The sequence below is a fragment of the Bradyrhizobium sp. SZCCHNR1017 genome (assembly GCF_032381375.1).
Lineage (GTDB): Bacteria > Pseudomonadota > Alphaproteobacteria > Rhizobiales > Xanthobacteraceae > Bradyrhizobium.
The window spans coordinates 524,144-537,550 of record NZ_JAUHIR010000001.1; the positions used below are offsets into that span (position 1 = coordinate 524,144).

15 protein-coding genes are annotated in these 13,407 nt (G+C 65.2%); 4 read left to right on the forward strand and 11 right to left on the reverse strand.

The annotated features are described in order from the left end of the window. Positions 1-39 precede the first annotated feature (39 nt). Both QW863_RS02560 and pxpB read right to left on the reverse strand, forming a co-directional pair. The gene (locus tag QW863_RS02560) at positions 40-1,074 is read right to left on the reverse strand and encodes a biotin-dependent carboxyltransferase family protein (protein ID WP_315711977.1); all 1,035 of its coding nucleotides are present in this window, start codon (positions 1,072-1,074) and stop codon (positions 40-42) included. Further along, on the reverse strand, positions 1,071-1,802 hold the full coding sequence (pxpB, locus tag QW863_RS02565; protein ID WP_315711976.1) for a 5-oxoprolinase subunit PxpB: 732 nt from the start codon (positions 1,800-1,802) through the stop codon (positions 1,071-1,073). The genes QW863_RS02560 and pxpB overlap by 4 nt, the downstream gene beginning before the upstream one ends. Positions 1,803-2,049: 247 nt before the next feature. Between pxpB and QW863_RS02570 the strand changes: the two genes are divergently transcribed. Then, a complete protein-coding gene (locus QW863_RS02570) occupies positions 2,050-2,748 on the forward strand; it encodes a ribonuclease activity regulator RraA (protein ID WP_257164758.1) in 699 nt (232 codons plus the stop codon). Positions 2,749-2,796: 48 nt separating this feature from the next. Then, positions 2,797-3,204 (forward strand): cupin domain-containing protein, encoded by a 408-nt coding sequence (locus tag QW863_RS02575; protein ID WP_008965351.1) that lies wholly within the window; start codon positions 2,797-2,799, stop codon positions 3,202-3,204. 77 nt (positions 3,205-3,281) lie between these two features. Here the strand turns inward: QW863_RS02575 and QW863_RS02580 are convergent, their stop codons facing one another. Together QW863_RS02580 and QW863_RS02585 are read right to left on the reverse strand one after the other, a co-directional pair. Continuing rightward, positions 3,282-4,154, reverse strand: coding sequence for a DUF2147 domain-containing protein (locus QW863_RS02580; RefSeq protein WP_315711973.1), 873 nt, complete (start codon positions 4,152-4,154; stop codon positions 3,282-3,284). 91 nt (positions 4,155-4,245) lie between these two features. Beyond that, positions 4,246-4,722 carry an Lrp/AsnC family transcriptional regulator gene (locus tag QW863_RS02585; protein ID WP_315711971.1) on the reverse strand — a complete coding sequence of 159 codons (477 nt, stop codon included), beginning with the start codon at positions 4,720-4,722 and terminating at the stop codon, positions 4,246-4,248. Positions 4,723-4,867: 145 nt separating this feature from the next. Here QW863_RS02585 and QW863_RS02590 point away from each other — a divergent pair, with 145 nt between their 5' ends. After that, complete coding sequence (locus QW863_RS02590; protein WP_315711969.1) at positions 4,868-5,887, forward strand: 1-aminocyclopropane-1-carboxylate deaminase; 1,020 nt, start codon at positions 4,868-4,870, stop codon at positions 5,885-5,887. Between the two features lie 908 nt (positions 5,888-6,795). Here the strand turns inward: QW863_RS02590 and QW863_RS02595 are convergent. Both QW863_RS02595 and QW863_RS02600 read right to left on the reverse strand, forming a co-directional pair. Then, complete coding sequence (locus QW863_RS02595) at positions 6,796-7,188, reverse strand: hypothetical protein (RefSeq protein ID WP_315712623.1); 393 nt, start codon at positions 7,186-7,188, stop codon at positions 6,796-6,798. A gap of 72 nt (positions 7,189-7,260) precedes the next feature. Continuing rightward, on the reverse strand, positions 7,261-8,052 hold the full coding sequence (locus QW863_RS02600; RefSeq protein WP_315711968.1) for a transporter substrate-binding domain-containing protein: 792 nt from the start codon (positions 8,050-8,052) through the stop codon (positions 7,261-7,263). 84 nt (positions 8,053-8,136) lie between these two features. On the opposite strand from QW863_RS02600, the gene QW863_RS02605 reads away from it, so the two are divergent. Beyond that, a complete protein-coding gene (locus tag QW863_RS02605; protein ID WP_315711967.1) occupies positions 8,137-8,652 on the forward strand; it encodes a DUF1993 domain-containing protein in 516 nt (171 codons plus the stop codon). Between the two features lie 124 nt (positions 8,653-8,776). Here the strand turns inward: QW863_RS02605 and QW863_RS02610 are convergent, their stop codons facing one another. The 5 genes from QW863_RS02610 to QW863_RS02630 form a co-directional block, all read right to left on the reverse strand. Beyond that, positions 8,777-9,163 carry a hypothetical protein gene (locus QW863_RS02610; protein ID WP_315711965.1) on the reverse strand — a complete coding sequence of 129 codons (387 nt, stop codon included), beginning with the start codon at positions 9,161-9,163 and terminating at the stop codon, positions 8,777-8,779. Between the two features lie 193 nt (positions 9,164-9,356). Further along, entirely contained in the window at positions 9,357-10,355 is a 999-nt protein-coding gene (locus QW863_RS02615) for a hydroxyacid dehydrogenase (protein ID WP_315711963.1), read from the reverse strand. Positions 10,356-10,383: 28 nt separating this feature from the next. Beyond that, positions 10,384-11,484: a sn-glycerol-3-phosphate ABC transporter ATP-binding protein UgpC gene (locus QW863_RS02620; RefSeq protein ID WP_315711961.1), complete on the reverse strand. Its 1,101-nt coding sequence runs from the start codon at positions 11,482-11,484 to the stop codon at positions 10,384-10,386. Positions 11,485-11,503: 19 nt separating this feature from the next. Next, positions 11,504-12,415 carry a carbohydrate ABC transporter permease gene (locus QW863_RS02625; RefSeq protein WP_315711960.1) on the reverse strand — a complete coding sequence of 304 codons (912 nt, stop codon included), beginning with the start codon at positions 12,413-12,415 and terminating at the stop codon, positions 11,504-11,506. After that, positions 12,415-13,350: a sugar ABC transporter permease gene (locus QW863_RS02630; RefSeq protein ID WP_315711958.1), complete on the reverse strand. Its 936-nt coding sequence runs from the start codon at positions 13,348-13,350 to the stop codon at positions 12,415-12,417. The genes QW863_RS02625 and QW863_RS02630 overlap by 1 nt, the downstream gene beginning before the upstream one ends. Positions 13,351-13,407: the final 57 nt, after the last annotated feature.

Genomic DNA, 13,407 nt, shown 5'->3' on the forward strand with positions numbered 1-13,407 from the left:
CTCGTTGATGGGTCCGAAGCAACGTGAGATGTGATCAAACTAATCGGGAGTGACTCCGGGCCAGGTGGTGGCGTCGGTTGCGCTGACGGCATGACCGGCCACATTGGCCGTGAACAGCGCATCGACGTTGAAGTCGCTGCTCGCAAGCTCGGTGACGCGGCCGGGCAAGCTGCGCAGCAGATCCTTGTAACGACGCAGTTCGGCCTGCGCCTCGGCCATGCTCACGGCCTTGAAGCGGAATGGCGTGCCGGCCGGCGTCTGCGCCAGGCGGCCGAAATCGGCCGTGATGACGGTCGCGATCTTCGGATAGCCGCCGCTGGTGCCGCGGTCCGACATCAGCACGATCGGCGAACCGTTGCCGGGCACCTGGATGCTGCCGTCCACGGTGCCGTCCGAGACGATGTTGTGACCGTGCAGGTGGCGCATCTGCGGCCCCTCGAGGCGATAGCCCATGCGGTCGCTGGTCGCCGAGACCATCCAGTCGCTGCCGAGGAATAGCGCTTTCATCTCGTCGCTGAACTCGTCGTCCTGCGGTCCCATGACGACGCGAATCGCGCCGCCGGCTTTCGGCAGATCGATCCGCAGTTCCGGCGCATCGCCGGCGGGGGCGACTTCGAACACGTCGCCGGCCTGAAGCGGGCGGGGGTAGGGGCTGCCGAGCCCGGCGCGCGCATTCACCGAGAGACTGTTGAACATCGGTTCGCCGGCGATGCCACCGGCGATGGCGAGATAGGTGAACGAGCCGCCGCGCGCAAAGCCGAGCGTGAGCTGCTCTCCGTCGTTCAGCGTCACCGACGTGTTGATCTCGACCTGCCGCTTGGCGACATCCGCCAGCCGTTGCGCGCCGGCGAGCGCCACGCGCACCGCGCCGCCCTTCGCCGCGAACGTCGCGCCGAATGGGCCGATCTCGATCGCAGCCGCCATCAGCTCATTGCCGACGAGGCTGTTGGCTGCCGCCAGCGCCAGCTTGTCCATCGCGCCGGACGGCGTCAGCCCGTAGCGCTGCGCGCCGAAACGCCCGCCATCCTGGACCGAGCTTGCCGGGCCGATCTGTGAGACGACGAGCGTGCTCATGCGGCGATCCGCTCGGCGATGAGCTCGCCGCTCTCGGCGGCGCGCTCCTGCTCGGCGAAGGTCTTGACGTCAACGGCATAGAAGCTGACCTCGTCGCCGGGCTCGAGCAGAAAGGTCGGCTCGCGATGCAGTTGAAATGTCCGCATCGCGGTGCGGCCAAGCAGGTGCCAGCCGCACGGGCCGGCAAGGCATTGGATGCCGGTCTGGATGCCGCCGATGGCGATGATGCCGGCCGGTGTCCAGAGCCGCGGATTCTGGCGGCGCGACATCTGCAGCGTGGGATCGAGACCGGACAAATAGGACCAGCCCGGCGTGAAGCCGATCATTGCGACGCGATAAGTGCTGGCGATATGGCGTGCGACGACTTCGTCCGGCGTGAGGCTCAACGCCTTGGCGACATCCTCGAGGTCGATGCCATTCTCTCCGCCATAGCAGACTGGAACCCGCCAGCGCCTGACCTCACTTTCCGGCGCGAGCGACCCGGCCGACAGCGCCAACAGCTTTGCTCCAAGGGTGTCGTGGTCGATCACACCTGCATCATAGTGCACGAGCAGCGAGCGATAGGTCGGCACCGTCTCCGTGATGCCCTCGATCCCGGCCGCTGCCACCGCATGGTCGAGCGCCAGGACGCGGCGGTTTGCGGTCTCGTCGATCGTCCGGCTGAACTCGACGGTGACGGCGCTGTCGCCGCTGGGCAGCAGGCGAGGAGGTGGAAAAGGATCGGCCATGAGTCCGAAGTGATCCGCGTTGGTGTTCCTCATCTAGCTGTTTTCATGCGCCAGTGGAATTGGGTCCAAGGCAAAAAGTCTCGAAAATTCAATAAATTAATCGGATGTCTTGCGATAAGGAGGCCTTATCGGGTGCACGCAAGCCCCGCATGCGCCGGACGCACCGCGCACGCCCTTGACGCCGCCTTCGTCGCTCGCAAGATGCGCCTGCTTTTTCTGCCAGCCCGTTTGGAGCACCAGTCTCAAGATGTCCCTCACTCCCGAAGCCATCGCCACCCTGTCTCAAGTCACCACTGCGACCATCACGACGGTCCTGCTGAAGAAGGGGTTGCGCAATGTCTGGCTGCGCGGCGCCAAGCCGCTGCGCCCGGGACAGAAGCGGCTGGTCGGTCCCGCTTTCACGCTGCGCTTCGTGCCGGCGCGCGAGGATCTGGCGACCCCGGAATCCTGGTCGTCGCCGATCTCGACCCGCACCGCGATCGAGGCCATGCCCGAAGGCTGCATCGCCGTGGTCGATGCGATGGGCGTCAAGGACGCCGGCATCTTCGGCGACATTCTGTGCGCCCGCATGGTCAAGCGCGGCGTCACCGCGCTGATCACCGACGGAGTCGTGCGCGACCTCGAAGGCGTGCTCGGCACCGGCCTTCCCGTATGGTGTGATGGCTACGCCGCGCCGCCGTCGGTCGCAGGGCTCACCTTCGTCGGCTGGGGCGAGGCGATCGGCTGCGGCGGTGTTGCCGTGTTTCCGAACGACGTCATCGTCGCCGACCAGGATGGCGCCGTGCTGATCCCGCAGGCGATGCTCGATCACGTGCTCGCGGAAGGTCCCGAGCAGGAGCGCATGGAAGCCTGGATCGTTGACGAGGTGAACAAGGGCGCGGTGCTGCCGGGTCTCTATCCGATGAACGCCGAGACCAAGGCGCGCTACGCCGCGTCGAAGAAGTAGTTCACGGCGCCGATTGATCAACGACACAGCTTCAGGAAAGGCAGAACAATGGTCGACGTTTATCTCGCGGGCTCGCGCCCCACGCGCCGCGCAGCCGCGGAAAGCTTTACGGGCACGGTCTGGCAGGACCCGATCATCACGCCGCAGGCTCCAGCCCGCGTCGCCTCGGCGCGCGTCGCGTTCGAGCCGGGCGCGCGCACGGCCTGGCATACTCATCCGCTCGGACAGACGCTCTATGTCATCCAGGGCGTCGGCCGGGTGCAGGCCAAGGGCGGGCCGGTGCGCGAAATCAAGGCCGGCGACGTCGTCTGGATCCCGCCGGGCGAGAAGCATTGGCATGGCGCCGCGCCGACCACCGGCATGGTCCACGTCGCGATGCATGAATCGCTCAATGGCGAGCACGTGACCTGGATGGAGCACGTCACCGACGAGGAATACGCCACCCCGGTCGGCTGATACATCACTGAGAACGGTGCGAGCGCGCGGTCGCAGGGCCGCGCGCTTTGCGTTTGGAGGCGCGTCGCGCGCCGGGCTCAGTTCACCCGCGTCCAGGTCTGGCCGCCGCAGAACATGCCGCCGAAGGCGCAGCCCTGCACGCGCAGACTGTCCGACCCCTTCAGCGCGATCGTCGAATCGTAGGTGCTGCCGCTGTTCGGATCGAAGATGCGGCCGGTCCACTTCTTCTCCTGGGCCTTGTCGCTCGGCCGCATGTTGATCAGGATCTGCTCGCCGTTCTGCTTGGTCTTCGCATCCACGGCGTAGCCGCAGAGATTGGTGCCGCAGGGCTCGATGCGAATCTGGCCCTCCTTCTCCTCGGTCACCCAGATGCCGACCGGCGAGCTGGGATCGCGACCGGCGGTCTGCGCCGCGGCGGGCGGCGCAGCTGCCGTGGTCACGGCAGGCGTCTGGGCTGGCCGCGGTGGCGGCGGCGCGGCGGCGGGAGCCGGCGCGGCAGCAGGAGCCGCAGCGGCCGTTGCAGCGGCTGGCGGCGCAACCGGTGCCGTGGCGTTGGCGGCTGGGGCCACCGGAGGTGGCGGCAGCGGCGCCGGTGGCGCGGCCGCCTGGACGGGAGGAGGCGCCGCCGGCGGGCTCGCTGGTGCGGCTGCCGTCGGAGCGGGCGCCGCAGGGACGGGAGCAGGGGGCGCGGTCGTAGCCGGAGCCTGCGCGGGCGGGGCCGGCGTGACCGCCGCCTCGGTGGGCGCCGGAGGCGGCTTGGTCGCATTGTCCTGGTCGCGCTTGGTGCGCTTGGTCTTCTTCTGCTCGGTATTGTCGTAGACGCCGGGGATCTGCACGGTGCCGCGGTCGGGATCGATGCGGATCGTCTTGCCGCCATACTCGATGACGTATTGCGCCTCGGCGGCACTGCTGGCCAGAACCAAAGCCGCGACGGCCAACAGCCTCTTCATCCGTGTCTCCGCGATGTCGGTTGCTGATGTGAGCGAGCTCACGCGCTGGTAAGTCGCCGATGCGGCGCCACCGGTTCAATGCCCGGCCTGCTCAGAAATCGAGCGGCGCATTGTCGACCACCTCCTTCATCACGAAAAACGTGCGCGTCTGCCGCACGCCCGGCAGCGAGATCAGCTGGTCGCCATGCATCCGGTTGAAGTCGTGCATGTCGCGAACGCGGATCTTCAGGAAGAAGTCGAAATCGCCGGCGACGAGATGGCAATCGAGCACGAATTTCAGTTTGCGGATCGCCGCCTCGAAGGTGCGAAAGCTCTCCGGCGTCGAGCGATCGAGCACGACGCCGACCAGCACCAGCGCGCTGCGCTCGACCTTCTCCGGCGCGATCTGGGCGCGCACGCCCTTGATGTAGCCCTCCTCGAACAGGCGCTGGGTGCGGCGATGGCAGGTGGCCGGACTGACATGAACGGTGGCGGCAAGCTCGGCATTGCTCATCCGGCCGTCCTTCTGCAGCAGTTGCAGGATGCGCCGATCGACCCGGTCGAGATCAGCGGTGGAAGATTCTCTCATTTTTTCCGTCATGTGCGGACATATCTCTTGCCGGTATCAATTCTTGCGGACGTGAGCACAAAAACGCAGGCCAATAAAGAGAGCACCTTTCTCCGCCTTTTTCGTATGTTTCGGCCGGCCCTTTCATCCACCCACGGAGAGACCCGTGCTTCGGCTCGACAAGTTCAAGAAGTATCCGCTCACCTTCGGTGCCACCCCGATCGAGCATCTGCCGCGGCTGACCGCGGCGCTCGGCGGCAAGGTGCAGATCTATGCCAAGCGCGACGACTGCAATTCCGGTCTCGCGATGGGCGGCAACAAGCTGCGCAAGCTCGAATACATCGTGCCCGATGCGATCGAATCGAATGCCGACACCCTGGTCTCGATCGGCGGCGTGCAGTCGAACCATACCCGCATGGTGGCGGCGACCGCGGCCAAGATCGGCATGAAGTGCGTCGTCGTGCAGGAGAGCTGGGTGCCGCACGAGGACGCCGTCTATGACCGGGTCGGCAACATCCTGATGACGCGCCTGATGGGCGCCGACAGCCGCATCGTCGAGGACGGTTTCGACATCGGCATCCGCAAGAGCTGGGAAGATGCGATCCAGTCGGTCAAGGATGCCGGCGGCAAGCCCTACGGCATTCCGGCCGGCGCCTCCGTGCACAAGTTCGGCGGTCTCGGCTATGTCGGCTTCGCCGAGGAGGTGAGGGCGCAGGAAGCCGAGATGGGCATCAAGTTCGACTACATCATCGTCTGCGTCGTCACCGGCTCGACCCAGGCCGGCATGATCGTCGGCTTCGCTGCCGACGGCCGCGCCGACCGCGTCATCGGCATTGACGCCTCCGGCACGCCGCAGCAGACCCGCAGCCAGGTGCGGCAGATCGTCGACAACACCGCTGAGCTCGTCGAGCTCGGCCGCAAGGTCCGCGACGACGAGATCGTGATCCTCAACGACTACGCCTATCCGGCCTATGGCGTGCCGAGCGCCGAGACCAACGAGGCCATTCGCCTGGCCGCCCGCACCGAGGCGATGATCACCGACCCGGTCTATGAGGGCAAGTCGATGCAGGGCATGATCGACCTGGTCAAGAAGGGCTACTTCCCGGAAGGGTCGAAGGTGCTCTATGCGCATCTCGGCGGCGCCCCGGCGATCAACGGCTACAGCTACACGTATCGCAACGGGTGAGGGCGGCTTCATCGTCCCTCGCAGCGTCGCGGTGAGCCGGGCTCCCACGCCACACTCCGCTGTCGTCCCGGCCTCCGAGCCGGGACTCATAAGCACCGGCCGTGGTGTCGTCGCGAGCCATCCACACATGACGCCGTCATTCCGGGGCGCGCGCAGCGCGAGCCCGGAATCCATAACCAAACGTGGACGTGTTGGGCACGCCGGCTGCTCCATCTCGTTCCAACAAAGTCCGCTTCGGAGTATGGATTCCGGGCTCCGCTGCGCGCGCCCGGAATGACAGCGAGTGTGCTGACAGACTTTCGCTTGCATGACATCGCTACACATGAGCTGGCGTTCTCGCGACGCATGGCGTCCGAGTGATCCATCAGTCGAACCCTCTCAATCAGAAGAGGGCGCAGGGAATGCCGGGTGAGGGCCTCACCCATGGCCCGCCTGCGAAAAAAATGCAGGCGGCAGGTACCACAGGTGCTGCCGATCAACCGGCATTCCCTGCGCGACGGTCTTAACGCTTATACGCAGTCTCCCTGGTGCGCCGGGCTTGTTGGCCACCATGGTCCGCGCGGCGCGTTAGCGCCGCCGCGAACGTGACACCAGCGTCGGGGTGTCAGGACCCTGCGACTTCACGTCCGCAAGCTGCCGTTCGTCCGCGTGCAAGCACGCTTTCGGCATCTCGCGGCCATCGCCTCCCCACCTCGCGTGTCGTGACGATTGCGCGCGACGCCCCTCTTCGATGAGGCGGGATGGCGGCAGTGAACCATATTTTTCTGAAAAACGAAAGTCGAATATTTTTCGCCCGGGGACTGGACAGGGGTCTTCCTACTGAAATTGCGAAAGAACATTTTGTTTCGGCGCAGCTCTTCCTTGCGGGTTCTCCTCAGGTGCCGGCAGACGGCAGCGACTTCCAGGGACTATGCACTCGGCAAATCGAGGCCGTCAGGCAGCCTGATCCACAGGACGGTTTGCGCGTCCGCGGAGTGACGCGACAGATGACCCTTTCCGTGCGTGTCCTCCACCAGCACAAACTCGCCTGCGGAGACGCGCCGCACCTCGCCGTCGCTCGTCTCGTATTCGACCGCCCCGCTCAGTCTGACGGTCAACACCCGCCCCGGAACGGTGTGCCAGTCAACCTGGCGCATACCGGCGGGGATCTGCGTAAACTCGACGCTTGAGGCGATATAGCGCTTGGAAACTTGAAACGGCTTGGCGCCGGGGGCGACGGTCACAGCCGCCGCCGTCGGGATATCCACTTCACCGAAGCGGGACTCGCCGTCGGGCGTTGCGTAGATCCGAAGACACTTCATCGCATGTCGTCCTTTGCTGGCGGGCCAGAAGATCATCCGGTCATCATTGCCCGACGGAAGACCGCGGACATGTTACTCGAACCAATTCTTGTAGATCGCCTGGTAGCTGCCGTTCTCGGTCGAGATATGCAGCCACTGGTCCACGAACGCTTTGAGCGCCACGTCGCGCTGCAGCCAGTAGGCTTTCTCGGAGAAATCGAACGGCTTCTCCGGGTGCACGGCGCAGAGCACGCCGGGATGCAGCTTCTGCTGATAGCGCGTCTCGGAGGCGTCGGTCATCATCAGGTCGGCGTCGCCCTTGGCGATCTCGTCGAAGATGGTGACGTTGTCGGGGTGGACGCGGATGTCGGCTGACTTGATGTTGGCGCGGGCGAAGCGCTCGTTGGTGCCGCCCGGATTGACCACGACCCGGGTGCCGGGCTTGTCGATGTCGGACAGCGTCTGGTACTTCGAGGTGTCGGTGCAGCGCGCGATCGGGGTCTTGCCCTCGCGCATGATCGGCGTCGAGAACAAGCCCTTCTTCTGGCGGTCGAGCGTGATCGATACGCCGCCCATCGCGACGTCGAACTTGTCGGCCTCGAAATCCTTCATGAGCTGCGGCCAGCTCGTCGGCACGAACTCGACCTTGACGCCGAGCGCCTTGCCGAGCGCCTCGGCCATGTCGACGTCGAAGCCGGAGAATTTTCCGGTCGCCTTGTCGAGATAGGTGAAGGGCTTGTAGTCGCCGGTCATTCCGACCCGTAAGCTGCCGCGCTGCACGATCTCGTCGAGGCGCGAGGGCTGGTCGGCGAGTGCGGCAGTGGCGAGACCGCAGGCCAGCACGGCTGCGGTCACGGCGGCGACGGTCCGGTTGAAAAATCCCATATTGAATCACCTCGCATGATGTGGCCGCGCTATTCATAGCGGAGGTCGCCACGCGCGACGAGGGGCAAGCAGGAAGGTTGGTTGATGAGCATTTCCTTGGTGCAGGCGTCGGTCGAGGTGTTCGTGCCTTATCTTCACAACCTCTCGGGGGTGCTCGACAAGGCCGCTGCCTTTGCCGAGGCGCGCCGCATCGATCCGGCCGACCTGCTGCAGGCCCGGCTGGCGCCTGACATGTACAACCTGATCCGGCAGGTCTGCGAAGCCAACCGCCACGCCACCATTGCTTGCGCGCTGCTCGCCGGCCGCGCGCAGCCGACCGTTGCCGACAGCGACACGGATATGGCCGGGTTGAAGGCGCGGATTGCAACCGCGATCGACGATGTGCGCAGCGTGCCACCTGCGGCGATCGAGGAGGGCGCGAAGCGGGAGGTCAGCTTCACCTTCCGCAACGGTGCGACGCGCGGCTTCGACGATGGCCGCTCATTGCTGCTCACGTTCAGCCTGCCGCAGTTCTTCTTTCACGTCACCACGGCCTACGACATCCTGCGTCACGCCGGCGTGCCGCTGGCGAAGCCGGACTATCTGGGCGCGCGGAGGTAGGCGCTTCCGGGGCGGAACGGCAGGCGGCCTCGAGGTCCACAAAATACGAATGGCCAGGATGGAACCCGGCCATGGGATTTGGAGACATCGCAACGAAGACGGAGTGGTCCGGGCGGCCGGAGCGCTACCTCTCGCTGGGCGCAACCGGGCCCTTGCCGGTCATCTCGTTCTTCAGCGCCTCGAAGCGCTCGATCGCCTCTCGCGCGCGGGTGTCGACCGTCTTGACGGCAGCTTCGGCGGTCATCGGTCCGCTGCTCACGGCGATCGAGGTCGGCCCGACGGTCTCGTCGACATAGTAGCCGTCCTCGCCCCGCCGTGCCGTCCAGCGGAAGCGGATCGCGGAAATCGGCCCAGGTCCGAGCTTGGTGTAGCCGTCGGCCTGATCGAGAGAGACGACAGTCGCGGCAGCCTTCTTCGACGACGGCGCCGCCTTGTCTGCCGACCTCGTCGCTTCAGGCTGATCGAGAATGCTCGCTATCGTTGCGAGCGCGTGCTCGGTCGCAACACTCATGGCCGCCTCTGTTCCCACCGGCGCGCGCAAAATCCGGCGCCGATAGTCACAGTTGTAGCTGGATTTGGCCAAGTTGCAAGAATGCGTTGAAAGTTGGGCGCCAAAGCGGTGGAGAAAGGTCCTGACATCCGCGTGATGAGAGCGGGTCCTGCCTCGTCGCCGACGGGACAGGACCATTACATCGGCCGGACGACTACAAGACGTCCTGATTGATCACGTTCTGCCGAATCGGATCGCCATCGAGCACGCTGAGAATGTTGCGCGCCGTCTGCTCGCTCATGCGATCGACCGCCTCTCGCGTCACGCCGGCGACGTGCGGAGCCATGATCACGTTGGGCAGCGCATGCAGTGCGTGGCCGACCGGCGGCGGCTCCTGCTCGAACACGTCGAGGCCAGCGCCGGCGAGGCGGCCGGACACCAGTGCGTCGTACAGCGCGGCCTCGTCGATCAGGCCGCCGCGCGCGGTGTTGATCAGGTAGGCGGAAGGCTTCATCAGCCGCAGGCGCGCGGCGTTGAACAGGCCGATGGTCTCCGGGGTCTTCGGGCAGTGGATGCTGACGAAGTCGGCGCGCGGGAGCGCAGTGTCGAGATCGGCAACGGGCTCGCAGCCCGCGGCGGTGATGTCGGCTGCGGGCTTGTAGGGATCGTAGACCAGGACCTGCATCTCCATCGCGAGGCAGCGCTTGGCGGTGCGGGTGCCGATGCGGCCGAAGCCGATGATCAGCACGGTCTTGCCGTAGAGATCGAACGGCAGCACGCCGAGGCGCGCGCCCCAGGTGCCGTCCTTGACCATCGCATGCATCTCGTTGGCGCGCTTGGCCAGCGTCAGCATCATGAACAGCGCCTGCTCGGCAACCGAGGGCGAGTTCGCCGTGCCCGCGACCATCAGCGGCACCTTGTGCCTGGAGAGCGCGGGCACATCGACCGCGTCGAAGCCGACGCCGATTCGGGTGACGACTTTCATGTCGCCGGCCGCGATCAGCTCCGGCTCTCCGAAGCGCGTGGCGCCGAGCGCGACGCCGTGCACCGGCGCGTGGGACTTCAGCAGGTCGGAAAAATCCACCGCCGAGATCATGTTGGGGAACTCGATCATCTCGACATCATCGCGCGCCGCCAGCAGCGCGCGGCCCTTGGCCGAGAAGGATTCCGTGACGAGGATCTTGTTCTTGTTGGTTGCCGTCCTGGTGGTCATGTCCTGCCCTTGAAGCTTCTTATGCTCGTCAGATGACGAGGCCTGAAGCCTCATTTAGCAGGTGCATGTTGTTGAGGTCCATTGCCATGCGCAGAGGGCTGCCATCCCGCGCGCCGGCGTTGGGGTTGACCCGCCCGCAGACCGGCGTCTCGTTGAGGGTGAAGTAGACAAGCGTCTCCATGCCCATCGGCTCGGTGACGTCGAGCAGCGCCTCGAACGGCTCAATCCCAGGCTCCGCATGCGGCTTGGTCTCGGCGATGTGCTCGGGCCGGATGCCGAGCAGCAGCGGCTCGTTCCGCGACACGGATTGATAGCGCGCGGCGCGCGCCGGCGGCAGCGGAAAGGCGATCCGGTCGGTGAGGCGGATGTGGAGCCGGCCATTGGCCTCCTCGAGCCGGCACGGCACGAAGTTCATTGCGGGCGAGCCGATGAAGCCGGCGACGAAGCGTGTCGCCGGATTGTGGTACAGCTCGTTCGGCGTGCCGATCTGCTCGATGCGGCCCTTGTTCATGACCACGACACGATCGGCCAGGGTCATCGCCTCGACCTGGTCGTGGGTGACGTAGACCGTCGTGGTGCGGACCTTCTGGTGCACCTTCTTGATCTCGATGCGCATCTGCACGCGCAACTTGGCGTCGAGGTTGGACAGCGGCTCGTCGAACAGGAACACCTTGGGATTGCGCACGATCGCACGGCCCATCGCGACGCGCTGGCGCTGGCCGCCGGAGAGCTGCTTGGGCTTGCGGTCGACGAGGTCGGCGATGTCCAGCATGCGCGCGGCCTCCGCCACGCGGCTCTTGATCTCGGCCTTCGGGTAGTGCTTCAGCCGCAGCCCGAACGACATGTTCTCGGCCACCGTCATGTGCGGGTAGAGGGCGTAGTTCTGGAACACCATGGCGATGTCGCGATCCTTCGGCGGCACGTCGTTGACGACGTCGCCGCCGATGGTGATGTCGCCGTCGGAGATGTCCTCGAGCCCTGCGATCATCCGCAATGTCGTCGACTTGCCGCAGCCGGACGGGCCGACCAGCACGACGAACTCGTGGTCGGCGATATCGAGATCGATGCCCCTGACCGCCTCGACGTCGTCGTAACGCTTCACGACCTTGCGCAAGCTCACTTCAGCCATCTGTGATCAACCCCCGTCATCAGCCTTTGGTCGCGCCGGCGGTGAGCCCGGCAATGTAATAGTCCATCAGGAACGCGTAGATGATCAGCGGCGGCGCCGCGCCCAGCAGCGCGCCGGTCATGATCTGTCCCCAGTTGAAGACGTCGCCCTTGATCAGGCTCGTGACGATGCCGACCGGCAGCACCAGTTGGTCGGTCGAGGTCGTGAACACCAGCGGATACAGGAACTGCGCCCAGGAGACGGTGAAGGCGAAGATCGTCGCGGCGATCAGACCGGGCAGGGCGACGGGAATGAAGATCCGCGTCAGCGTCTGCAGCCAGGAGGCGCCGTCGATGATCGCGGCCTCGTCGAGCTCCTTCGGGATCGAGGCGAAATAGCCGATCATGATCCAGGTGCAGAACGGCACCGTCAGGGTCGGATAGATGAACAGCAGCACGTACCAGCGATTGATCAACTGGATGCCGGTGACGTCGCCGATCAGCGCGAACATCTTGAACAGCGGAATGAACAGCAGGCTGTCCGGGATCAGATAGGTCAGGAATACGCCGGTCGCCAGCGTCGCCGAGCCCCAGAACTTCATCCGCGACAGCGCGAATGCGGCGGGGATGCTGATCAGCATGGTGATGATCACCACGACGATCGAGACCATGGCCGAGTTGAAGAAGAAACGCTGAAACTGGTTCGAGGTGAGCAGCTCGACATAGTTCTCCAGCGTCGGATGGAACACCCACCACGGATTGGTCGCCGCGGAGATCTCCGCGCTGCCCTTCAGCGAGGTGATCAGCATGTAGAGCGGCGGCACCAGCGAGAAGATCGCGAACAGCGTCAGGAAGAAATACGACCAGCGCAGCGCCCAGGCGCGGTCGCGGCTCATCGAGCCATATTTGACGGTACGGGTCGGGCCGGCCTTGTCGATCGTGACGGTGCTCATCAGGACTCGTTCCCCCGCTTGTTGACGTCGCGCAGGATGAAGATGGCGGCGACCGCCAGGATCGGCACCATGAACAGCGAGACGCTGGCGCCGAGCGGAATGTCGCTGCCCTCGATGCCGACGCGGAACGCCCAGGTCGCGAAGATGTGCGTCTTGTCGAGCGGGCCGCCGGCGGTGAGGATGCGCACGATGTCGAAATTGGCGAACGTCACGATCAGAGAGAACAGCGTCGTGATCGCGATGATGTTGCGCATCATCGGCAGGGTCACGTACCAGATCCGCTGCCACCAATTGGCGCCGTCGATCGCCGCGGCCTCATAGAGCTGATCCGGGACAGATTTCAGCGAGGCCAGGTACATGATCATGAAGAACGGCGCGCCGTACCAGATGTTGACCAGGATCACCGAGAACCGCGCCCAGGCGGCATCCCCGGTCCACGGGATCGGGCCGATGCCGAAGAAGGCGAGCGTGTAGTTGAAAGCGCTGTAGGACGGGTCGAACAGCCACAGCCAGGCCAGCGTGCTCATCGCCGGCGGGATCACCCAGGGTACCAGCAGCATGCCGCGCCATTTGCGCTGCCCCTTGGCGGGGATGTTGTGGACGAAATGAGCGACGATGAAGCCGATCAGCGCCTTGAACACGACGGCCGTGATGGCGAAGATGCAGGATTGCTTGACGACCAGCCAGAACGTGTCGCGCTTGAACAGGAACTCGAAATTGCCGAAGCCGACGAAGCGCTGCATCGACTTGTTCAGGGTCGCCAGATGCACCGAATACAGGGCGGGATAGACGACCAGGAGCACGATCAGCAGGATCAGCGGCAGCGTCATCAGGAAAGCGGCGGTCGATTTCCGCTTCAACGCCCTGTGCAGACCATTGCGGCGGGCCGCGCGAGGGCGGGCGACGGCGTTTTCACCGATGGCGGCATCAACCATGAGAAAAGGCTCCTCGTGATGTCCCCTGCGACAGCGGGGTCCTCACTGGATGGGAAA